Annotated in this window: 21 protein-coding genes; 10 read left to right on the top strand and 11 right to left on the bottom strand. The window is 32.1% G+C overall.

Going from position 1 to position 21,685, the window contains the following annotated elements; all coding sequences use genetic code 11:
• The first annotated feature begins 3 nt into the window (after window positions 1-3).
• Window positions 4-1,470 carry a glutamate synthase subunit beta gene (locus tag EYD46_RS06660; RefSeq protein WP_130936306.1) on the top strand — a complete coding sequence of 489 codons (1,467 nt, stop codon included), beginning with the start codon at window positions 4-6 and terminating at the stop codon, window positions 1,468-1,470.
• 90 nt (window positions 1,471-1,560) lie between these two features.
• Here the strand turns inward: EYD46_RS06660 and EYD46_RS06655 are convergent, their stop codons facing one another.
• The 7 genes from EYD46_RS06655 to EYD46_RS17730 form a co-directional block, all read right to left on the bottom strand.
• Complete coding sequence (locus EYD46_RS06655; RefSeq protein WP_130936305.1) at window positions 1,561-2,886, bottom strand: hypothetical protein; 1,326 nt, start codon at window positions 2,884-2,886, stop codon at window positions 1,561-1,563.
• A gap of 72 nt (window positions 2,887-2,958) precedes the next feature.
• On the bottom strand, window positions 2,959-4,452 hold the full coding sequence (locus tag EYD46_RS06650) for a vWA domain-containing protein (protein ID WP_130936304.1): 1,494 nt from the start codon (window positions 4,450-4,452) through the stop codon (window positions 2,959-2,961).
• Between the two features lie 2 nt (window positions 4,453-4,454).
• The gene (locus EYD46_RS06645; RefSeq protein ID WP_130936303.1) at window positions 4,455-6,005 is read right to left on the bottom strand and encodes a M48 family metalloprotease; all 1,551 of its coding nucleotides are present in this window, start codon (window positions 6,003-6,005) and stop codon (window positions 4,455-4,457) included.
• 144 nt (window positions 6,006-6,149) lie between these two features.
• Window positions 6,150-6,818 carry a helix-turn-helix domain-containing protein gene (locus EYD46_RS06640; RefSeq protein WP_130936302.1) on the bottom strand — a complete coding sequence of 223 codons (669 nt, stop codon included), beginning with the start codon at window positions 6,816-6,818 and terminating at the stop codon, window positions 6,150-6,152.
• A gap of 9 nt (window positions 6,819-6,827) precedes the next feature.
• On the bottom strand, window positions 6,828-8,750 hold the full coding sequence (locus tag EYD46_RS06635; protein ID WP_130936301.1) for an ATP-binding protein: 1,923 nt from the start codon (window positions 8,748-8,750) through the stop codon (window positions 6,828-6,830).
• A 108-nt stretch (window positions 8,751-8,858) separates the two neighbouring features.
• Window positions 8,859-9,017 (bottom strand): hypothetical protein, encoded by a 159-nt coding sequence (locus tag EYD46_RS17735; RefSeq protein ID WP_165454353.1) that lies wholly within the window; start codon window positions 9,015-9,017, stop codon window positions 8,859-8,861.
• Between the two features lie 97 nt (window positions 9,018-9,114).
• Window positions 9,115-9,273 carry a hypothetical protein gene (locus EYD46_RS17730; protein WP_165454352.1) on the bottom strand — a complete coding sequence of 53 codons (159 nt, stop codon included), beginning with the start codon at window positions 9,271-9,273 and terminating at the stop codon, window positions 9,115-9,117.
• Between the two features lie 203 nt (window positions 9,274-9,476).
• On the opposite strand from EYD46_RS17730, the gene EYD46_RS06630 reads away from it, so the two are divergent.
• From EYD46_RS06630 to EYD46_RS06610, 5 genes are all read left to right on the top strand, one after another.
• Entirely contained in the window at window positions 9,477-10,217 is a 741-nt protein-coding gene (locus EYD46_RS06630) for a hypothetical protein (RefSeq protein WP_130936300.1), read from the top strand.
• A gap of 9 nt (window positions 10,218-10,226) precedes the next feature.
• Window positions 10,227-11,360 (top strand): hypothetical protein, encoded by a 1,134-nt coding sequence (locus tag EYD46_RS06625; protein WP_130936299.1) that lies wholly within the window; start codon window positions 10,227-10,229, stop codon window positions 11,358-11,360.
• A 203-nt stretch (window positions 11,361-11,563) separates the two neighbouring features.
• A complete protein-coding gene (locus tag EYD46_RS06620) occupies window positions 11,564-12,076 on the top strand; it encodes a hypothetical protein (protein ID WP_130936298.1) in 513 nt (170 codons plus the stop codon).
• Between the two features lie 40 nt (window positions 12,077-12,116).
• The gene (locus EYD46_RS06615) at window positions 12,117-13,145 is read left to right on the top strand and encodes a right-handed parallel beta-helix repeat-containing protein (protein ID WP_130936297.1); all 1,029 of its coding nucleotides are present in this window, start codon (window positions 12,117-12,119) and stop codon (window positions 13,143-13,145) included.
• Window position 13,146: 1 nt separating this feature from the next.
• Entirely contained in the window at window positions 13,147-14,352 is a 1,206-nt protein-coding gene (locus EYD46_RS06610) for a T9SS type A sorting domain-containing protein (RefSeq protein WP_165454351.1), read from the top strand.
• 66 nt (window positions 14,353-14,418) lie between these two features.
• Here EYD46_RS06610 and fbp read toward each other — a convergent pair whose 3' ends face one another.
• Window positions 14,419-15,426, bottom strand: coding sequence for a class 1 fructose-bisphosphatase (gene fbp, locus EYD46_RS06605; RefSeq protein ID WP_130936295.1), 1,008 nt, complete (start codon window positions 15,424-15,426; stop codon window positions 14,419-14,421).
• Window positions 15,427-15,547: 121 nt separating this feature from the next.
• Between fbp and EYD46_RS06600 the strand changes: the two genes are divergently transcribed.
• From EYD46_RS06600 to EYD46_RS06585, 4 genes are read left to right on the top strand one after another with little or no spacing between them, the layout of a single operon-like run.
• Window positions 15,548-16,027, top strand: coding sequence for a GNAT family N-acetyltransferase (locus EYD46_RS06600; protein WP_130936294.1), 480 nt, complete (start codon window positions 15,548-15,550; stop codon window positions 16,025-16,027).
• Between the two features lies 1 nt (window position 16,028).
• Window positions 16,029-17,279 (top strand): aspartate kinase, encoded by a 1,251-nt coding sequence (locus EYD46_RS06595; RefSeq protein ID WP_130936293.1) that lies wholly within the window; start codon window positions 16,029-16,031, stop codon window positions 17,277-17,279.
• Between the two features lie 23 nt (window positions 17,280-17,302).
• A complete protein-coding gene (locus tag EYD46_RS06590; protein ID WP_130936292.1) occupies window positions 17,303-19,132 on the top strand; it encodes a GNAT family N-acyltransferase in 1,830 nt (609 codons plus the stop codon).
• On the top strand, window positions 19,122-20,123 hold the full coding sequence (locus EYD46_RS06585) for a carboxypeptidase-like regulatory domain-containing protein (RefSeq protein WP_130936291.1): 1,002 nt from the start codon (window positions 19,122-19,124) through the stop codon (window positions 20,121-20,123). The genes EYD46_RS06590 and EYD46_RS06585 overlap by 11 nt, the downstream gene beginning before the upstream one ends.
• Window positions 20,124-20,140: 17 nt before the next feature.
• On the opposite strand, the gene EYD46_RS06580 is transcribed toward EYD46_RS06585, so the two are convergent.
• Genes EYD46_RS06580 through EYD46_RS06570 form a run of 3 tightly spaced genes read right to left on the bottom strand, consistent with a single transcriptional unit; the run spans window position 20,141 to window position 21,631 of the window.
• Window positions 20,141-20,752, bottom strand: a complete 612-nt coding sequence (locus EYD46_RS06580) for an arsenate-mycothiol transferase ArsC (RefSeq protein WP_130936290.1) — start codon at window positions 20,750-20,752, stop codon at window positions 20,141-20,143.
• Window positions 20,753-20,768: 16 nt separating this feature from the next.
• Window positions 20,769-21,263 (bottom strand): DUF6428 family protein, encoded by a 495-nt coding sequence (locus EYD46_RS06575; RefSeq protein ID WP_130936289.1) that lies wholly within the window; start codon window positions 21,261-21,263, stop codon window positions 20,769-20,771.
• A gap of 44 nt (window positions 21,264-21,307) precedes the next feature.
• Window positions 21,308-21,631, bottom strand: coding sequence for an ArsR/SmtB family transcription factor (locus EYD46_RS06570; protein ID WP_130936288.1), 324 nt, complete (start codon window positions 21,629-21,631; stop codon window positions 21,308-21,310).
• Between the last annotated feature and the right edge of the window lie 54 nt (window positions 21,632-21,685).

The raw sequence follows: 21,685 nt of genomic DNA, 5'->3' as shown, positions 1-21,685 counted from the left end.
ATCATGGGGAAAGTAACAGGTTTTAAAGAATTTGAAAGACAAGATGAAACATACACGCCTGTAAAAGACCGTGTAAAACATTATAAAGAATTTACAGTGCCTCTGTCTGAGGAGGAAATCACTAAACAAGGTTCACGTTGTATGGACTGTGGCATTCCGTTTTGTCATAGTGGTTGTCCATTAGGAAATCTTATTCCAGATTTTAACCATATGGTACATCAAGGGGAGTGGCAAAAAGCCTCTTGGATATTACACTCAACAAATAATTTTCCTGAATTTACGGGTCGTCTTTGTCCTGCGCCATGTGAAAAATCATGTGTGTTAGGTATTATTGAAGATCCAGTTTCTATTGAAAATATTGAAAAACAAATTGTAGAGCGCGCTTTTCAAGAAGGTTGGATAAAACCACAGCCTCCCAAAACAAGAACAGGGAAAACTATAGCCGTTGTGGGTTCTGGTCCTGCAGGTTTAGCAGCAGCACAACAATTAAATAGAGCAGGACATACCGTTACTGTTTTTGAACGTGATGACGAAATTGGAGGATTATTACGTTATGGTATTCCTAACTTTAAAATGGAGAAGGAGATTATAGATCGTCGCTTAGCTATTTTAGAAGCCGAAGGCATCACGTTTAAAACTAATGTTAATGTTGGTGTAAATTATGATGTTGAAGCATTAAAAGCTTTTGATGCAGTTGTGCTATGTGGTGGTGCTACTGAAAGAAGAAGTTTACCAACTCCTGGTATTGATGCAGATGGTGTAGTACAAGCTATGGACTTTTTAACACAGCAAACCAAAGTATTGTTTGGGAAAAAAGTGGATAATCAAGTGATGGCTACTGATAAGAATGTAATTGTGATTGGAGGGGGAGATACTGGTTCTGACTGTATAGGGACATCTAATAGACACGGAGCAAAATCAGTAGTTAATTTTGAAATTATGCCAAAGCCTCCTGGACATCGTTCTCCAACAACGCCATGGCCTTTTTGGCCTTTACAGTTAAAAACGTCATCTTCTCATCAAGAAGGTGTAGAACGAAACTGGTTAATTAATACAAAAGAATTTATTACAGATAAAAACAATAAGCTTACAGGTTTAAAAACTGTAAATGTAGAGTGGAAAATGGTGCCAGGACAGCGCCCTCAATTGATTGAAGTTGAAGGTACAGAAAAAACATGGCCTTGTGATTTAGCATTACTAGCACTAGGTTTTACAGGTCCAGAAAGTACATTGGCTGATAAATTAGGTATAGAAACCGATGCCCGTTCTAACTATAAAGCAGAGTATGGTAAATATCAAACTAATATTTCAAATATATTTACTGCTGGTGATATGCGCCGTGGCCAATCTCTAATCGTTTGGGCAATTTCAGAAGGAAGAGAAGCAGCAAGGCAAGTAGACTTATACTTAATGGGTAAATCAGACTTACCATCAAAAGATGTAAGTGGAGATTTAGTAGGATTACATTAAAAATCCCTTTAAACTTAATACATAAAAAATGCGAACAAGAGTTCGCATTTTTTATTTTATCCTAGGCTTACGACTTCAACATAGTAAAAGTTAATACAACACCTTTCCCTTTTCATATAAAAAATTTGAGTGTAAAAAGTTATCCATATTTTTTAGTTCAGATTCCACAGCATCTTGTATCATCTTTAAATCAGATGGTGTTTCTTGCGGAGTGGTAGAATATGGTAATAATCTCTTTTGTTTTTTAGTTAAAGCATCTTCATCGCCATTTAACTTATACCATCTGTCGTGCCATTGCTTGAGGCCACTAAATACTTTAGAAAACATAATCTCACTAGAATTGTTGTTTCTTATTTCCAAAGATATCATCAATCTTGCTTTGCTTTCTTTTGAATAAATTACACCAGTAGCATTTACTCTTTTTTTAATTTCGTTACCATTATCGTCTTTTCCAGTTACTATCTCTCTATCGTAATTTACCTTTGTAGATTTTACACTTCCATGTTGTACATCAATATCAGATATTCTTAAATGGATGGAATAATCAGTTAAAGTTTCAGGTGCAAAAAGTTTTAAATGAGGTAAAGTACCATAATTTAAAGTTTGTGAAACTCTATCGGTAATTAATAGTTGAAGTGATTTATCTAAACGTCTATATTTTTGCGATTGAATAATTTCAGGTCTCACGTTTAGAGTGTATATAGAATGCTCTAAGGCATTTTTTTCCCTTGTATTTGCATCTTCATAATCTTTTTGGTAATATGTTGTTATTCTGTAATATGCACTTACCTTTTTCCAATCCAATTTTGTTTGGGCTTTACCTTCAAGATTTTGGGCTAGATCATAATAATAGGGGGCAATAGCAGCTTTATTTTCTTTATAAGACTTCTGTAGATCTTCATCAATTTTAATGTCAACAGATAAGGGTTTGTAGTCTTCTAAGTTTTCAGAAACAGTAATTAATTCATTTACACTTCTTAAATACTTTAGATGATGAATTAATTTTAATTGTTCTTTAATTTTATCGATAAGCTCTTTTTCTGTGATTGCTGTCTCAAGTTTATGGTGTTCTTTAGACCATTCATCAAATGTAGAGGAAACAAAATCTTTAGTTAGTAGCTTTTTAAATTTTTTAATCTGACCTCGCTTTTTGGTTTTGGATAGCCCAGTCATTAAACTCAACATTGCAAGTTGGTTATCATTTTTCTTTAAATGATCTTTTGCTATTTTCTTGTAGGAAGACGCCTTTTGGGATGTACTTATAGTTTTAGAAAAATTCCAGTTTTTTGGATTATCCTTAAGGGATAAATCTGTTATTATTTTGAGATTACCCTGTTTGTTTTCGTTAGTTTGACCATAACTAAAAGATACAATTGATAGAATTATAAGTAGTAAGTGTATGTTGTAGTTTTTCATTTTTAGTAGATGTTTTAATTTGAAATTTTGATTATGATTTATGTGTGTTATAGTTTTATTTTGGAGTTTAATTTATAATGCATTGATAAGCATCTCTAGATTAAAAAATACTAATGAAAGAGGGGATGTTGCATTTTTGTCCCAATTTTCAGGATCCTTTTTAATGTATTTAGCACATTTGTTTAAACCTGACTGTATGGTGTTACATAACTCTTGTTTAGACCTACTTTCAAGTCCTAATTTGGAAGGCAAGTCTTTATAGTAAAATTCCTTTTCTTTTATAAACCCAGTGAATTCGTATGCTAAGGCTAGACTTTCTCCATTTTGTACTTTCTTAAAATGGTGTTCTAGATATTCTAGATCTGTTTTTAAAAGTTTTTTAGTGTAATCATAAAAATTTAGCATATCATTTTGCAATAGCTGTATTTGCTCAATAACCCAATCTTTATCTTCAGCTTTGGGATGAAGCGCTAGATAAGTTTCAAATTTTTCAATAGCTTGTAAATGAAAATCATTAGCCTCGTACATTAATGCCAAGTTAAATGCAGCATTAAAATCTTTTTGATGCTCCTTATAGAAATCTTCAAATAGCTGTTTTGCTTTCCTATATTTTTCTCCTTGAATAGCTTCCACACCAGTAAGGAACATGTGTGCTTTTTCAAAGTCTAAATTTTGGATGCTACTTTGGGGTTTTGGATAGTAAACTTTAAAAAACTTTGTAAACGCTCTAGTGAGTTCAAATTCGTTTTGGGTATTAAGATATTTACCACCAGATTGGCCAGCTAAATATTGTAGGTCGCGTTCTGCGGGCGACCCTGGTTTAATATCAAAACCAATGGTAAAATACTTTACGGGAATATTAGTGTTTCCAACAAGAGAACTCATTTTAGATGAGGTGCTACTATTGGAGGTGTTTCCATAAGTGTTATTTTTTGGGGCGTTGGGTTGTTGCGTTGAGCTACCTCTAGCAGGTGTAGTAGTTTGGGTATTAGTCCCGATTGTTACCATTGTTGTACCTGTACCATATACGTCTTTAGGCCTTATCTGCCCACAAGTTGCCACCCCATCACTTAAAACAATAAGTTTAGAAACATCGCCATCTCCATAGTTAGAGCTATAATATTGAAGCCGTTTTTTAGCTGAAATTACAGCTTCGTGTAAGGGAGTGCCTCCTCCTGGTCTTCCAATAGCTTTAAGTTGTTGTGCGATATCTTTATAATCGCTACTAAATTTTAAGTTTTGCTGTTTGGTAGGATCTTCAACACAACCTCCAGAGAATGTTAAAAAAGCGACTTGTTGATTTTTGCTATCACTTTTTAAAATTGATGATGTTGCTTTTAGGGCAGCTTCTTTTGCTTCTTCCCATTTAGGTTTTCCGCTCTCTCCAGCCCTAGCCATACTTCCGGATTTATCAATAAGAAATATGGTAGATGTTTTGTTTACTATAGAATCCTTTAAAAGCTTTTCTAATTTGAATGGAGTTTGGTATTGCGCTGTTTTTGGTGTTTGCCATACTACAGAGAGTATAATACAGCACAATACACTTAAACCGATAAACTGTTTCATAACTATTGTTTAAAAATGCCTAAATAATTCATAAAAGGTTTCTCTCCCGTTTCTAACTTCGAAAAATCTGTATCAGAATATGTAGAGCTTAGTAGGATATTAATAGCACCTAATCTCTTTATTGCCAATGGGTGTGATGTGTAAATAGTCTCCATTAAATTTTTTACCAAAAGATCCATACCTTCTTTACCCAAAGCACTATAATCTGTTTCATCTAAATCTGATTGAATATTGTTTACCATACCTAGAGTAGAGGTAAAAATTTTATTTATAAACTTTTGATTGCCTGTGTAATCTTTCATAATACCCCAAAAATTTGCAGCTTCTCTGGGGTCGTAACCTGCTTCTACCATATAGTAAAGTCCAACTCTGTCCGATTGTGTTTCATTCTTTTTATTAAATAAACTCATTACTGTATCTGGAGTAGTGTACTCTAAGGCAGTATCTAATGTGCTTCCTAAAACAGAATTTTCGTTGATATTAATTTTCTTTTTGAATGCTTTCTTTAACCATTTAGAGGTTTTTTTACCTAAGTTGCTATTGGTAAACCTTGTAGTTTTGTATCTTTTTATACCATGTTCGTAAGTTACATGTGCTATTTCATGACCTAATACAGCTGCTATTTGTGCCTCATTTTCCATTAGTTTTAACAAGCCAGTGTGAATAAATATCATACCATTTGGTAAAGCAGAGGCATTTGGTATTTCGTTTTCTATAACATAAAATCTAAAAACTACATCATGCTTCTCTGAAAAACTGTCTTCTTTAGCGTATGCGGGAAGCACACGATTTCCTATCATATTAATGTACCCTTGAATACGAATATCATCCAGTAATTTAAATTCTAAATTCCCCATTTTTATAGTGCCATTGTGTAGCCCATGAGCAGCTTTAAATACATTACTTGGTATACTTTTATATTGATTAAGGTTTGAGGCATCAAAATCATTTCTTAAGCTCATCATAAACTCTTGGTCTACCTTGCCATAAGTGTTTTTGCATACTTCTATTTTAGAAGCCATGCAAACACCATCATTATTTTGTTCGCCATAGACAGTTAGAAAACTGCCTAACTGTAATTCATCAAAACCTAAAAAACTTCTCCCTTTACTACAGGCACAATTTGGATCTCCTTTACATTCTATTGTGGTATTATTTGTTAATGCTACTTTTCTGCCATCTATAACTGCAGTATCTCCTTCAAAAGATTCAAACACACCTTCAAATTTTTTAACCTCTCCATAGTCATCTTTATCTAATATAATTTTTGTTAATACGCGTTTTCTGTTTTCAATTACTATACCCACATTTACGGTACTACCTATTGAGATTTTTTCCTTTGGAATAGATTTCTTTTTGCCAAGTAAAAATTTTGTTTTGTCAGTAACATTGAATACAAAATTTTCTTCGTCATAGTTTATGGTAATGGTCTCGTAGGGTAATGCAAATTCAAAAACAGTTGCTTCTTCCCAGATTTCTTCCTTTTGTGCAAATAGGAATTGCGTACAAAACAGGAGTACTCCATACCATATAGGCTTTAGATTAGTTTTCATTTTTGGTTGCTTTTAGTGGTTATTAAAATCGTACACTAACAAACCTAAATAGTATGAATTCTAGGCGATTACGGGAAACCGTAAAGCAAAAGGGTTTTGCGCTAAGGCGCATAAATAATAGTCTAAATGGGAAATAAGTAAGAATTATATTAAACCTAAGTCTTTGGCATTGGCGATTAACTGTATCGTAGTTTTTGCCTTAAGTTCATCTTTCAATCTGTTAAGTCGTTTTTCTATAGAACTTAAACTACTTGGAGATATATCCTTAGATTTTAGATATGCAGAAATTTCTTCTTGTGTCTTTCCTTTGGAGAGTTCACGGAGTATAATCGTGTCAAACTCCTCAAGGGTAAAAACCTCATTTTTTTGAAATGTAGCCGTTACTTCAGAAGATATAAAGTGTTTTCCTGTTTTTACGGATTTAAGTGCATCAACCATATTTTTAGTACTATTTCTCCCTTTAAAAACATAGGCTGAAATATCATACCAATCTATTAACTTTTTAACAACCGTAGGACGCTCCTCTACAGAATATACTACTATAGGGATGTTATAGTTTTGGTTGCGCAATTTTTTAATTAATTGTTCTCCAGATGAAATACTACTATTTTTATAATCTTTTTTAAAGGAAAGATCGGTAATTATTAAATCGAATGGGGCTTGATCTTGCTCTGCCTTTAAAAACTTTAAATAGGCATCATCACAATATTGGGTCATTGTGATATTTTTAATATCTAAATCCTGTTCTAGTTTTAAAGACATGCCATGTCCAATACTATCTATATCTTCAACTAGGAGTATTTTTTTAAACATGAATGCGCGCTATTTAGGAATTGTAATGGTAATGGTTGTTCCATTACCTGTTTCAGAATCAAATGTAATTTTCCCATTAACACCTTCAATACGGGAAACCGTATTTTTAAGGCCAACACCTAATTTTTGATCTTCTTGTAAACCAATACCATTATCAGAATAGTTAATACGTATTAGTTTACTTTCATTTTTAAAATTTATAGCAACTAATGTAGCTTCACTATGCTTTTTCATGTTTACCATCAACTCTTTAAGTGTTCTATGTATAGCGATACATTTGTGGTCTGATAGGTTTTCCCAAGAGATAGAATTTAATCCGCTTACAACTACATTGGTCTCTTTGTTGTAAAAGGTACTTAGCGCATCTTTAAGCTCTTCTGCAAATGCAGCACCGGTAGCAATTTCTCTGTTATCGTGGGATATTGATCGAGTTTGGCCATATATTTTTTCTAAATTATCAAGTAAATAATGTTTGTCTTTATTTGGGTTTTGCTCTATGGATGCCATTAAACCGTAAATATCGTTAGAGAGCTCATCATGCAACCGTTTACTAATAAGTTGTTCTGTTTTATAAACCTCTTTTAATTTTTCTTTTTTATGGCGTTGCCTTAAGGCATAGTATAATGATATACCGGCAATTAAAAGCAAACCACTAAGCGATAAAAACAGTGTTTTTTGTGTTTTTTGTACGGCTAATGCTGCTTTTTCTTCTATGGCTTGTTGTTGCAATTGTTGTATTTGTGCTTTTTCTTGTTGATCGTCGTACTGCATTTTAGCAAACTGTGTTTTTACCTTTAGCTCTTGCTTGTACAAACTGTCTTTTAAAAAGATATAGCGGTCTTTATAAGTTACCTGTTTAGGATATAATGTCATATAAAGTTTCAAAGCATCAGTTTCAGCTCTAGGACTTCTCAGCACTTTAGAAATAAGTATTAAAGTATCTAGATATTTGCTCGCTTTACCAGGGTTTGTTTTGGAATAGTATTTTCCCAAATCGGTATAACTTTGTAATTGTCCACGCTTATCGTTTGTTTCTTTACGAATATGCAATGCTTCTAAAAAAGCAGGCAATACATCTTTATTACCGTTTAACCAGTGGGCATAATTTAAATTATGTAATACCCTAGCATAAAGCTCAGGGTCTTTTTGTAATAACGAATCCTTCAATAATTTTTTTAGTATTGGTATGGCATCATGTTGTTTATTTTGCTCGATGTAAGAGAATGCTAAATTATTTTTATACTTTAATACGTCATTCTTGTCATTAGTGATTTCGATAGCTTTATTGTAAAGCTGTTCAGCATCAGTATAATTGAGTAATTTATGATTGCTAGCAGCCAACTCACTATAAACGGAAGCGATGTATTTTTTGTTAGGACTTTTGTTTAAATATTTTAAAGTTTCTATTAGACTTTCTTTTGCTCCAAAAAAATTATTCTGAATATTTTGTAGTATTGCCATATTCATCAAGGTCTCAGCAATTCTTAATGTATCTCTTTGAGAGAGAAAAGTATTTTTGGCTATCACATAAAAATAAAAGGCACTATCTTGTATAACACTATGTTCGTCATAATAATATCCTAAATTGAAAGCACTTCTAGCTTTGTAATGATTATTGCTAATTTGTTGAGATTTTTTAAATAGTAATTGATTGTAGTACAAGAAACTATCCTGTTGTTGCCTTTGTAGATGAAGAATCCCTTTTTTAGAAACAATGGCTAGATGTAAAGAATCAATATGATATTGTTCGGATACTTTAAAAGCTTTATTAATGAGACTGAGCTGGTCGTCAGTATTCTCCTTTTGTTTGCTTAATTCTAATAGATGATAAGATTCAGACGTTTCTTTGGGTATTTTGTTATTTACACACCCTAGAATGCATACGATTATGGTAAATACTAGAAGAATATAATGTTTGATTGAGAGATTCAAAATAGAAATTATAGTCTGAATTAATTGTTACATAACAAAATATCCCATAAATCTAATGAAAAAAGCCATACATATAGTATGACTTTTCTTTAAAAAATTAAATTTAAATTAATCGCCTTCTGGTGGAGGTAATACCTTTCCATCTGCGCCTACAGTTTGTACAGGTACCAATTCCTCATTTTCAGCTTCTAAATCTGTTTTTGTACAAGAGGTAGCAGAAATTGCTAATAAACCCCCTAAGCAGACTACTTTGAATAATTTTTTCATGTGATTTAGTATTTAAATTGTTAATAGATCAGGTTAAAAATAAAAAAACCGTACAAATTGTACGGTTTTTCATAATTAATTAACAAATATCTAGAGATTAATCATCTCTTGGAACGGCTTTAACTTTTTCGTCTCCTCCCTCAGTTTGCACAGGCACTAACTCCTCATTTTCAGCTTCTAAATCTGTTTTTGTACACGAGGTTGCAGATATAGCTAATAAAACCCCTAAGCACACTATTTTAAATACACTTTTCATAATATTAAATTTTAAAAATTAAACTTGCGGTTAAGAAAGTTTTGGGACGTTTACATACTTGCTAAAGTGTTAACCGGTGTGACTTTTCAAGTACATGACAAAGGAATAGTTTAGGGGTATGAAAGTGCTGTCATGACCGTCATGAAGGATATGACGTACTGTATTTTGACAGATTTTTTAAGTTTTTTATTTACATTTGGCGTATGCCAATCACAAGACTCTCAGAAACATACCTGCCCGCATTTATTTATATTACAGACCTGATTTTGGCTGATGAACCTGAAATTGACTATAAGAAAATAGCAGACGAAGGGGTGGCAGATAGAAAGGAAATTGATGCACGAACCATAAAGCGGGCTTTTGATCTTAGAGAAGCATTGCAAAAAGATAAACTAGAGCAAAAAGTTTACAAACCATCAGTAAAAACATTAAATACACTTTGTGGTTATTATTTTGAAAACCCAGAAGAACGATTTTTAAAAATTGCTAAAACACATCAAAAAGAAATACAAGACTATTATAAACAGCATGTACCTAAGCATGAAGTAATACAAGCAGTTTTTAAATCTAAACCTGAAAAAATTGCTTTTATAGAAGAGCAGCAAGAACAGTACATATCGTTTAAAAAAGATGTAGAAGAGCAAACACTAAAAACCTTAGTGGCCAACATGGAACAGAAGTTACTAATGCGTTTTGAGAATTTACAGGAAAAAATGAATGATGATTTGGCCATTAAAACCAGAATGATTGCACATTTAGAAATAAAAATAGAAGAATTGCAACGTAAATTAAAACAGGCAAATTTTGCTAACAATACTTTGGGAGCTATAGGCTTGTTTTTCGTATCAATTAACTATGATGCGGTAAGTACTGAACATATTTTTGAAGAATTTTTAAATGATTTTGAAGGTTTAGAAGAGGATTTGGTTGATGATTTGATTTAATAGAAAAGGATGAACTTAAAAACAGAACGTAAAATAAAATTTTGGCTTGCTACCATCTCTAAAATTTTAGTAATAGCTCTGGTGCTTTTTAAGCTCGCGGATTATGTGTTTGACGAAGAAAAAACAGACAATACTATAAACAATGATGCTTTAATTGATACTTCTCAAAATAAAGAAGTAGCTGATTCCATACCTAAGGTAGACACAGATAAAATAGAAAAAGCGAAAATACAGGTAGTACCTGCTACGTCCAAAACCTCAGAACAGAAAAGTAGTGGGGCTATAACACAAAAAGCACCACTTACTACAGCAAAAATACATTTAGTAGACGATAGTTTTGTATGGCTAAAAGATAAACGTAAATTTTTTTTAAAACTTGCTAATTCTGGAGCTGTTGCAGCAAGAGATGTTACAGTTAATGCTACCCTTTTTTATGGAAAAGAGCAACAAACAATTTCTGTAAAACAAGAAAGTAGTATAGATGCTAATGGTACAGTAAGTTTAGATTTTACTAGTTCTAACCTTCTTTACACTACCTTACCCAAAATTATTTTGTTGTGTGTAGCCTTTAATAATGCCAATAAACAAAACCATTGGTGTAAATATATTTTGGGCAATAAAATAACAGGGGATGGGGCCATAGAAATGCGCTCGGTGTATTACAAAACCTTATCGGTGTCCAATGGCACCTATAGTAAAATACCTCCTAGCTGTGTACTGCCTAAAAGTACTCAAAATACATCCAGCACCAAGAATAGAAATGATGACTCTGTTGTATTAGATAAAATTAAATCTAGTGCACAATTATTTATTAGGGGATTAAATAGTAAATCTCAAATAACTATTAAAAATACATCAACCCCTAAATTATACACCACGTTAAATTCCATAGAAGCAAGCTCGTACAGTTATGGTTTTAGTACAGATGTAGATATTGTATCCCATACAAAAACCGAAGCATTGGTAAGACTTACATTAACAGAACAAGGACGAGAGAACTACATTAAACTGCAAGCGGCTTACCAAGCTCAAAAAAGTTCTAAAAATACTAGCCATTTCTTTAGTTTTTTAAGACTAAAAGGTAATAGTTGGGAGGGTAAATTGGTTAATGTAAATGGTATTTGGAAGTTTGATAGCTATTAAATAGCTTACCTAAATTTAAAATCTCAATTATTCTGATTGCCTAATTATTCATTTGAAAACGTCTTTTTTCGAAATGTGTTTCTTAACGATTTTTTTCTTCACTTTATCTTAATTAACACTGTTGCAGCTCTGTTTTATGGCTACCCGTAATCATGAAAAACGTATTGAAATTATGTTTGTGGTAAACATAAAACAAATACATCATGAAAAAAATAATATGCGTCTTCGCTTTAATTATTTCTAGTCACTTTACAGTTAATGCTCAAATGTCAGAGGCAGGCTCTTTTGGAGCAGGTTTGGCTTGGACGTCCTTAAATTATGGCGCATCGTTAAAATACAATTTCACTGAGACGCATACGGGGCAGCTCATTGTAGGTTCGGCTAATTACGGTTTTTCCTTCTCTGGACAAAGTAGTTTGTCTATTACAGGAAGGTATGCCTACAATTTTACATCTGGAGATTTAGATTTTGCAGAGTATCAACCGTATGTATACGGTCAAGTAGGATACTGGACGTACAAATATGATTTTTTTGGAGGGTCATTCAACCAAAATTCCATAGCTATAGGCGCAGGAGGCGGCATAGAATGGACCTTTAACGACTTTATTGAAGGCTTAGCGTTTTCTTTCGAATTAGGTTACACTAATATTTCCTTCGATGGTGTTGGATCTATTGGTGGCTTTAATGGCGGCGGCGGTATCCACTATTACTTTTAAAACAAACACTTAAAATTTATTAATCCATAAAACAAAAACAATGAAAACAAAAATTACAATTTTAGCAATTGCGTTACTCTTATCCTTTATGTCTGGAGCGCAAAATATAATAACAGTTGATAACTCTGTGGGAGCAAATGCTCAATACAGTGATTTACAAAGTGCCATTGATGCAGCGGCAAACGGAGACATTCTTTATGTACATGCATCAACTGACAGTTACGGAAATGTTAATATATCTAAAACGTTAACTCTAATAGGTTTTGGGCATAGTGCTATTGATAAAAACACCTTTATTGAAGATATAATTTTATTAAACGGTTCTTCAAATTCAAGATTTACAGGATTAAATTTTAATGATTTTTATCCAAGTTCAGCTGTAAATGAAACTATTAATAACATAGTAATAGAAAATTGTCTTGGAGATCAAATATATTTTAGAGGAGCTACACCTGTAGATAATATAATAATTCAAGGTAGTGTTATAAGGATAATAGGTAATAGTTCTAGCAGTTTTAATAATTACACAAACGCTATAATTTCAAATAATATTATTGGATCTATAGTATACATAGATGACCCTTTATCAATATCTATTAAAAACAACGTTTTTCTTACTCCTAGTACTTCAACTCCAATATCAAATGAAATCCCAGCTTTAGGAAATATAACTGTTCAAAATAATATTTTATATTATAATACAAGCAGCACTCCTAACCCCAATGCTAACGGGGTAATTTTTGAAAACTGTTTAGCCTATAATGTTGGTTCAGGAACCGTTAGTGTCTTATCAGGTAATAATAATCTCAATAATCAAAATCCTCAATTTGTAAATATAACAGATACTACAAACTATAATTCTACGGATGATTACAATTTACAAGCAGGATCCCCTGCTATAGATAGTGGTGTGCAAGGTGTAGATATGGGAATTTATGACGGTAGTACATTTACCTTTAATAGCTTTGGTTTTACAAATGGCATTCCTACTGTAAAAATTACAAATATTACTGATAGAATTGCACCAGAGGATAACTTAAGTGTAACTATAGATACTAATGCTAATTAATATGGGACGACTTTTATCGAGTGTCTTTTTACTATTTGGTGTTTGCTTTTGCTTTTCGCAAACCATAACTAATGCCGAGTATTTTTTTAATACAGACCCCGGAGTTGGTAACGGTACAGCATTAGTTACAAATAGTAATACGGGACAATTAACGCAAACATTTTCCATTCCTACTACGGGCCTCTCCGACGGATTTCACAGTTTATATGTTCGTACATATAATAGTGATAACAACTGGAGTTTGTATGACAGAAAAAGCTTTTATCTTAAAAGTTTTTTAACCTCAAATATAACAGCAGCTGAATATTTTTTTAATACAGATCCAGGAGTAGGTAATGGAATAGTTTTATCTGTAAATAGTAATACAGGGCAATTAACACAAACATATACCATTCCCACGAGTTCTTTGTCTGAAGGGTTTCATAGTCTTTACATTAGAACTTTAAATACTGAAAATAGTTGGAGTTTATACGATAGAGAGGTGTTCTATGTAAAGCGTTTTGATACATTTACAATTACAGCTGCAGAATATTTTTTTAATACAGATCCTGGTATAGGAAACGGAACATCATTAAGTGTAAACACCAATTCTGGAACTCTAACACAAACGTTCTCTATTGCAACTACTGGATTACCTGAAGGGTTTCATAATTTTTATTTAAGGACCCAAGATAGTTCTGGGAATTGGAGTTTGTATGATAGACAAGTTATTTACATTAAAGATTTTGATGTATCTCCTGATGAAATTAATGCAGCCGAGTATTTTATTGATACAGATCCAGGTTTAGGAAACGGAACTTCTGTAGTTTTTAGTAATCCATCTTTATCTACCCAAACACTCAATATAGATTCGTCTGGACTCGCTGAAGGAGATCATATTTTTTACGTCAGGGTTCAAGACACAAATGGTGATTGGTCTATTTATGATTCTGCGAGTTTTAATATTGATGCGAGTCTTAGTACAGAGAGTAGTTTATTTAAACTTACAAAACTATATCCAAATCCGTTTTCGGATAAGTTAGTGATAAATACACCTAATAATATCAAAATAACAAAGACAGAGATATATGATGGAATAGGGAAAACAGTCTATTCAAACATAGGATCAAAGAATGTTTTAGATTTAACCAATTTGAGACAAGGTATTTATATTTTAAATGTAAAAACTGATACGGGCAGTGCGTCCTTTAAAATAGTAAAAAACTAAGTTGCTATTTCAACAAGGTTCCTCTTAGGGAATTATTAAAAAGCAAATCTTAATTGGTTTGCTTTTTTATTTTGCGTCCTCCATAAACTCCTCAACTTTGTCTACCATATTTTTACTTCCACAAATAAATGGTACACGTTGGTGTAGTTCGGTAGGTTCAATATCCATAATTCGGGTAAAACCGTCGCTAGCTTTTCCGTTGGCTTGTTCAGCTAGAAAAGCCATAGGGTTACATTCATAAAGTAATCGTAGTTTACCATTAGGGTTTCTAGATCCTTGAGGATATAAATATACCCCTCCTTTAATCATATTTCTATGGAAATCTGAAACTAAAGAACCAATGTATCTTGAAGTATATGGTCGCTCTCCTTCCTCGGCTTGACAATATTTTATGTAGTTTTTAATACCTTTAGGGAAATCAAAGTAATTACCTTCATTTACTGAATAAATAGTGCCATCTTCAGGGAATTCCATACTTGGGTGAGATAAATAGAAAGACCCTATTGCAGGGTTTAAAGTAAATCCATTAACACCGTCTCCAGTGGTGTAAACAAGCATCGTAGAGGTCCCATAAACCACATATCCAGCAGCTACTTGTTCATTCCCTTTTTGCAAAAAGTCTTCTAATTGTACTGGAGTACCTATAGGGGTAACTCTTCTGTATATTGAAAAAATAGTACCTACTGAAACATTTACATCAATATTAGAAGAGCCATCTAAGGGGTCTATAAGTACCACATATTTATTTTGGTGATTTTCATCTTGGCTATTTATAGCTATAAAATCATCTTCTTCTTCGCTAGCCAAGCCACAAATTATATTACGTCGCGTAAGGGTTTGTATAAATTTATCATTAGCATAAACATCTAATTTTTGTTGATCTTCACCTTGAATATTTGTATCTCCTACTGCACCAATAATATCTACCAATCCTGCTTTGTTTACTTCATGATTAACTACCTTGGCTGCTAAACGAATAGAGTTTAAAAGACTTGATAATTCCCCAGATGAATATTTAAATGATGTCTGGTTTTCAATAATAAATTCTCCTAAAGTTTGTTTTTGTTGCGACATAAATGTTTGAGTTTAGTAATACAAATATCTATAAAATTTCAAGAATTACAACGTTTTCGTAACTTATAAGTATAATAAAATATGAACTTTAAACTATATTTGGTTTCTATACAAATAAGTTATGGAATTAATAATTAGAGACTCGAAAAAAGAAGATATGCCACAGGTGTTAAATCTTATAAAAGCATTGGCTGTTTTTGAAAAAGAACCAGAAGCTGTTGAGGTAACTGTTAAAGATTTAGAATATGATGGATTTGGTAAGCAACCCCAATTTCATTGTTTTGTTGCTGAAGTAGATAATAAAATAGAAGGTATAGCCTTAGTTTATAACCGATACTCTACCTGGAAAGGAAGAGCCATCCATTTAGAAGATTTAATTGTAAGTGAAGCTATGCGTGGGCATGGTATAGGATCTAAATTATTAGATGAAGTAGTGAAATATGGACACAAATTAGGAGTTAAACGTATAAACTGGGAAGTTGTAGATTGGAATACCCCTGCAATTGAATTTTATGAAAAAAATGGAGCTAATGTAATGCGTGATTGGGATGTAGTGCAATTAAATGAAGAAGGTATAAAGAATTATATTTCTAAACTATAGCATGCAAGTATTTAAATTTGGAGGAGCTTCAGTAAAGGACGCCAATGGTATTAAAAATTTGGCCAAAGTGTTACAAACAGTTGGCTATAAAAATACTCTGGTAGTGGTATCCGCAATGGGTAAAACTACAAATGCTCTTGAAGTTGTTGTGGATAATTATTTTAATAGAAAGGAATATCTTAAAAGTGCCTTACAAGAGGTAATTAAATTTCATAATAATATTTTGCTAGACTTATTCGAAAACGAGTCTCATCCTATATTTAAAAAAGTAAATACACTTTTTAGAGAGCTAGATGATATTTTAAGAACTAATAAATCTCCCGACTACAATTTTGTTTATGATCAAATTACCTGTTTTGGAGAATTGGTATCTACTAAAATTATTAGTGCATACTTAGATAGTATTAATATAAGTACCCATTGGATAGATGCTAGAACGCAAATTAAAACAGATAGCTACTACAGACGTGCCAATGTAAATTGGGAAGAGACTCAACATAATATTTCTTCAAATTTTGAAAATAGTATTTTAAATATTACCCAAGGTTTTTTAGGGAGTGATGCTAATAATTTTACAACCACTTTAGGAAGAGAAGGAAGTGATTATACCGCTGCTATATATGCGTATTGCCTTAATGCTAAAAGTGTAACAATTTGGAAAGATGTTCCCGGGGTTTTAAATGCTGATCCTAGGTATTTTGATAATGCCCAATTATTGCATCAAATATCTTATGAAGAAGCAATAGAACTTGCATTTTATGGAGCCTCAGTAATTCATCCTAAAACATTACAACCACTACAGCGAAAGGAAATTCCCTTATATGTTAAATCTTTTTTAAACCCAAAAAATGAAGGAACTCGTGTTGGTAAAGGCATTACATTACAGCCAGATATACCTTGTTTTATTGTGAAAAAGGAACTGGTGTTGATTTCTTTATCTTCTTTAGATTTTTCATATATAGTTGAAGACAACATAAGTGAAATTTTCCAGTTATTACATACTCATAAAATGAAAGTAGATGTTATTCAAAACTCAGCTATAAGTTTTTCGGTTTGTATTGATAATATTTTCAATAACCTAGAACAACTACTTCAACATCTTAAAGCAAAATTCAAAGTAACCTGTCATAAAAATGTTTCTTTATATACTATAAGACATTACAATAACGAAGTTTTAAAAAAGTTAGAAGAAGATAAAAGAGTGTTGTTGAAACAATTAACACAAGAAATAGTACAAATAGTTACTAAATAGTTTTATTTATTACTTTTACGCTAATGGGGAAACAGCAAGATATAGGGCTGGTAACAGCAAAAGAAGTAGCTAAGGCTATACAACTTAATAAGTATGGGTTTTTAGGTACTTTTATAGGTTGGGTGCTTATGAAGGTTCTTAAAATTTCTACACTTAATAAAATCTATAAACGAAATAAACACTTAAGCGATCTTGAGTTTTTAAATGCTATTTTAGAGGACTTTCAAATAAAGTTTGAAATTCCTGAAGAAGACTTAAAACGTTTACCTAAAGATGGTGCATATATTACTGTTTCTAATCATCCTTTGGGAGGAATTGATGGGATTTTGTTGCTAAAGTTGATGATAGAACAACGAGCAGACTTTAAGATTATCGCCAATTTTTTATTGCACCGTATTGCACCATTAAAGCCTTACATTATGCCAGTTAATCCTTTTGAAGATAGGAAGGATGTCAAATCTAGTATATCTGGTTTTAAAAATGCCATTTTACATCTTCGAGAAGGGCACCCTCTTGGTATTTTTCCAGCAGGTGAGGTCTCCACATATCGAGACGGTAAATTAGTTGTTGATAAACCTTGGGAAGAAGCAGCCATGAAATTGATAAAAAAAGCAGAGGTGCCTATAGTGCCTATTTATTTTCATGCAAAAAACAGTAAGTTGTTTTACAAGCTATCTAAAATTAGTGATACGTTTAGAACGGCAAAATTACCTTCGGAATTATTAACGCAAAAACGAAGGACCATAAAAGTTCGAATAGGAAAACCTATTTCAATAAAAGATCAAAAAGAATATACATCTTTAGAAGATTTTTCAGAATTCATTAGAAAAAAAACATATATGCTTTCTAATGCTTTTGAGGATAAATCTAAAATACTAGACAATATATCTTCGTCATTAAAAGTGCCCAAGCCACCTAAAAATATTGTTACTCCTGTTGATAACAATCTAATGGTTCAGGAAGTAGAGGCACTACGAAAAGATAAATCTAGACTTCTAGAAAGTAAGAATTACGAAGTGTTTTTAGCTGATGCTAAAACAATTCCTAATATTCTCAGAGAAATAGGTAGGCTTAGAGAAATTACATTTAGAGAAGTGGGAGAAGGTACTAATGAAGCTATAGATTTAGATGCTTTTGATAATTATTATCATCATATGTTTTTATGGGATAATGAGAAAAAGATAATTGCTGGGGCATACAGAATGGGGTTAGGATCTAAAATATTTGCACGCTACGGTATTGATGGTTTTTATCTACAAGATTTATTTCGTTTTGAGCCCGAACTCTATAAGATGATGAGCGAATCCATAGAAATGGGTCGTGCTTTTATTATTAAGGAGTATCAGCAAAAACCAATGCCTTTATTTTTACTTTGGAAGGGGATTGTACATACAACGTTGCGTTACCCAGAACATAATTATTTAATAGGTGGTGTAAGTATCAGTAACCAATTTTCAAACTTCTCTAAATCATTGATGATTGAGTTTATGAAATCGCATTACTACGATCCATATATAGCCCAATATGTAAGGCCGAAAAAAGAATTTAAAGTAAAGTTAAAAGATGCTGATAAAGATTTTGTTTTTGATGAAACAGAAGCAGATTTAAATAAATTTGATAAAATTATAGATGAAGTTGAACCAGGTGCGTTAAGACTTCCCGTCCTTCTAAAAAAATATATCAAACAAAATGCTAAACTTGTTGCTTTTAATGTAGATCCACTTTTTAATAATGCAGTAGATGGCTTAATGTACATTAAAATAGCAGACTTGCCTGAGAGTACTGTTAGACCCGTAATGGAAGAATTTCAAGCTGAGCTAGAACAAAAATTCATGGATAATCATGAAAGTTAAATTATACCCTTTATTATTTTTATTACTTGGCTTTTCAATAAATTCTCAAACTATAAGTGGTACTGTTTTAGATTCCAAAACCAAAACCCCAATTGAAACAGCTACTGTTTATTTTGATAATACAAGCCTAGGAGCAATTACTAGAAGTGATGGTAAATTTTCTATAAAATATTCTGATGCTATAAAATCACCCTTAATTATATCTTTTTTGGGTTATAAAAAACAGGTCGTTACTAATTATAGAAATAATAATACTTTAATGATTTTACTAGAAGAAGACTACGAAAGTTTGGGAGAAGTAGTCGTAAATGCTAATGACGGACTAACACGAAAGCAAAAGCTTCGATTTTTTAGAAGAGAATTTTTAGGACTTTCTAGGTTTGGTAAATCTTGCACTATTCTAAACGAGGATGATATTATACTCAGTTACAACAAAAAAGAAAGAGTATTAACAGCTCATTCTAAAGCTCCTTTGCGTGTTAAAAATAACGCATTACAATACAATCTAACTTACGATCTAAATTCCTTTACATTAAAATTTAATCCCCCAACTCCAAACCAAGGCCTCTTCAGTGTGCAAAGAGTAGGATTTCTAGGTAATTCGTATTACCAAGATTTTGAGAATTTTGATAAGAAAAAAGCACTCAAAAATAGAAGAAAGGCGTATGATGGTTCTAAACTACAATTTATGCGTGCCCTCTATATCCAAAAATTAAAAAAATATCAAATATATTCTAAAAATACCCCGGTAGATCCATGGGAATACATTCATGTAGAACCAAAAGACAATACTGAAATAAAGCGTGTTTCTTTATCACAACCTTTAAATATTCTTTTCAAGAATTGGAAGAAATCGAGTATTGAGTTTGAGACACCTTCAATTTTAATTGACTATTACGGTAATTACACAGAAGCAGATAAAGTACTTTTCGCTGGTAAAATTGCAGCGCAGCGCGTTGGAGATTTATTACCTTTTGGTTATGGATTGTAATTGATGTAGAACAGATTTTAATTTAGCCTAGAAAATACAAACTTCATCTCAGTAGCAATTTGTAAACTACGCTCTAAATACGTTTCTGTTTGCTGAGGTGTACCATCAGATTTTTTTGGGTCTTCATACGTAAGTGCAATACGCTTATCGGAACCAAAAACCATTGGGCAACCTGCATCAGCTGAAGAGCATGTCATTATTGCTGCAAATTCGGAAGCTGGATTAAAATCGTCATCATACTTCTTAGAGAAAGCTATTATAGATGGATCATTTTTAGAAAATTTGATGCTGTAAACAGGATTATTCTCATTAGATAATGTATCAATATTAAAGCCTTGATTACTCAAAGTCTCACCAACTTTTGGAAACATAGCTGTAGCTTCTGTCCCTCCAGAATAACACGATACATTTTTTATATTAAAATAAGACGCCATAGTTTGCGCCCATATTTGTGATAAATGGCTACGTCTTGAGTTATGCGTGCAAATAAAATTTAAACGAATAGGAGAATCAGATGCCTTTTTTTTCTGTAAGTAGCTAATTAATTCTTCTAAAATAGTTTTTCTCTCTTCTGAAATTATGCTCGTGTCTAATGTTGCTATGACATTAGAAATAGTATTAAATAACATATCAAATTTTTAAATTTTAACAACACCCACTATTTGGAGAACAACATGCCTCATTTGTTGAAGTTACTTTTTCTTCAGAACTAATACCACATGCTTCTTTGGCTTTACAGTCTGTTTTTTCAACAGCTAATTTAAAAATTAAGTTATGACCGCGTATTTCGAAATCGTTAACAAATAACTGAGCAGTATGGAAGGTTTCATTACTATATTCGAATTTTACCTCTGCATCCAAAACAAAAGGTTTCATTCGTCCAACTTTATTTAAAATTCCTAGAGCTTTTAAAACAGACATGTATTCAGTTTTATCATGTTCCTCAGGACTTTCCCAAAGTTGGATTATAGTTTCTCTCCAACTATCAGTGCCAGCTCCGCAATCTACAGAGTCTATAGAGATATGTTTTACTTCTGTAATATGATAATTAGCACTAACGAATACACCTTCGGCATATTCAAAAAGTAACGTTTTATCTTTATTTGATTCCAAAATTGAAAAAAATTCTTGTGTTCTCATATTAAAGTTTTATATGGTCGATAGATTTTAATTAAATAGTAGTTTTAACAACAGCTAGATGCTGTAGTATTAAAAAAAATGTTTAACTGTGTTTGAAATTCTTGGAAGCGCTCAATGTTTATACAGTAGCAAATACTCTTTCCTTCAAAATTACCTTTTAGTAAACCAGCCTCGTTTATAACTTTTAAGTGTTGAGAAATTGTCGGTTGAGATAGCCCTATTTCATCAACTATGTCATTACAAATGCAAGATTCTTGTTTACTTATATATTGTAAAATTGAAATACGAGCAGGGTGTGCAAATACTTTTGCTATAGCGGCCATTTCGTTGATGTCTTTACTGTAAATATGTAGTTTTGAAGCTCCCATGATTATCTAATTATAAGTACAAATATATAACTAAAATGTAATATTGCAATATTA

Source organism: Hyunsoonleella pacifica (assembly GCF_004310335.1).
Lineage (GTDB): Bacteria > Bacteroidota > Bacteroidia > Flavobacteriales > Flavobacteriaceae > Jejuia > Jejuia pacifica.
This window is presented reverse-complemented; position numbering and strand designations above follow the sequence as displayed.

What these genes read in the sequence shown, in the direction of transcription:
- EYD46_RS06660 (WP_130936306.1), top strand. Translation starts at nt 4, where the DNA reads ATGGGGAAAGTAACAGGTTTTAAAGAATTTGAAAGACAAGATGAAACA.
- EYD46_RS06655 (WP_130936305.1), bottom strand. Translation starts at nt 2,886, where the DNA reads ATGAAAAACTACAACATACACTTACTACTTATAATTCTATCAATTGTA.
- EYD46_RS06650 (WP_130936304.1), bottom strand. Translation starts at nt 4,452, where the DNA reads ATGAAACAGTTTATCGGTTTAAGTGTATTGTGCTGTATTATACTCTCT.
- EYD46_RS06645 (WP_130936303.1), bottom strand. Translation starts at nt 6,005, where the DNA reads ATGAAAACTAATCTAAAGCCTATATGGTATGGAGTACTCCTGTTTTGT.
- EYD46_RS06640 (WP_130936302.1), bottom strand. Translation starts at nt 6,818, where the DNA reads ATGTTTAAAAAAATACTCCTAGTTGAAGATATAGATAGTATTGGACAT.
- EYD46_RS17735 (WP_165454353.1), bottom strand. Translation starts at nt 9,017, where the DNA reads ATGAAAAAATTATTCAAAGTAGTCTGCTTAGGGGGTTTATTAGCAATT.
- EYD46_RS17730 (WP_165454352.1), bottom strand. Translation starts at nt 9,273, where the DNA reads ATGAAAAGTGTATTTAAAATAGTGTGCTTAGGGGTTTTATTAGCTATA.
- EYD46_RS06630 (WP_130936300.1), top strand. Translation starts at nt 9,477, where the DNA reads ATGCCAATCACAAGACTCTCAGAAACATACCTGCCCGCATTTATTTAT.
- EYD46_RS06625 (WP_130936299.1), top strand. Translation starts at nt 10,227, where the DNA reads ATGAACTTAAAAACAGAACGTAAAATAAAATTTTGGCTTGCTACCATC.
- EYD46_RS06620 (WP_130936298.1), top strand. Translation starts at nt 11,564, where the DNA reads ATGAAAAAAATAATATGCGTCTTCGCTTTAATTATTTCTAGTCACTTT.
- EYD46_RS06615 (WP_130936297.1), top strand. Translation starts at nt 12,117, where the DNA reads ATGAAAACAAAAATTACAATTTTAGCAATTGCGTTACTCTTATCCTTT.
- EYD46_RS06610 (WP_165454351.1), top strand. Translation starts at nt 13,147, where the DNA reads ATGGGACGACTTTTATCGAGTGTCTTTTTACTATTTGGTGTTTGCTTT.
- fbp (WP_130936295.1), bottom strand. Translation starts at nt 15,426, where the DNA reads ATGTCGCAACAAAAACAAACTTTAGGAGAATTTATTATTGAAAACCAG.
- EYD46_RS06600 (WP_130936294.1), top strand. Translation starts at nt 15,548, where the DNA reads ATGGAATTAATAATTAGAGACTCGAAAAAAGAAGATATGCCACAGGTG.
- EYD46_RS06595 (WP_130936293.1), top strand. Translation starts at nt 16,029, where the DNA reads ATGCAAGTATTTAAATTTGGAGGAGCTTCAGTAAAGGACGCCAATGGT.
- EYD46_RS06590 (WP_130936292.1), top strand. Translation starts at nt 17,303, where the DNA reads ATGGGGAAACAGCAAGATATAGGGCTGGTAACAGCAAAAGAAGTAGCT.
- EYD46_RS06585 (WP_130936291.1), top strand. Translation starts at nt 19,122, where the DNA reads ATGAAAGTTAAATTATACCCTTTATTATTTTTATTACTTGGCTTTTCA.
- EYD46_RS06580 (WP_130936290.1), bottom strand. Translation starts at nt 20,752, where the DNA reads ATGTTATTTAATACTATTTCTAATGTCATAGCAACATTAGACACGAGC.
- EYD46_RS06575 (WP_130936289.1), bottom strand. Translation starts at nt 21,263, where the DNA reads ATGAGAACACAAGAATTTTTTTCAATTTTGGAATCAAATAAAGATAAA.
- EYD46_RS06570 (WP_130936288.1), bottom strand. Translation starts at nt 21,631, where the DNA reads ATGGGAGCTTCAAAACTACATATTTACAGTAAAGACATCAACGAAATG.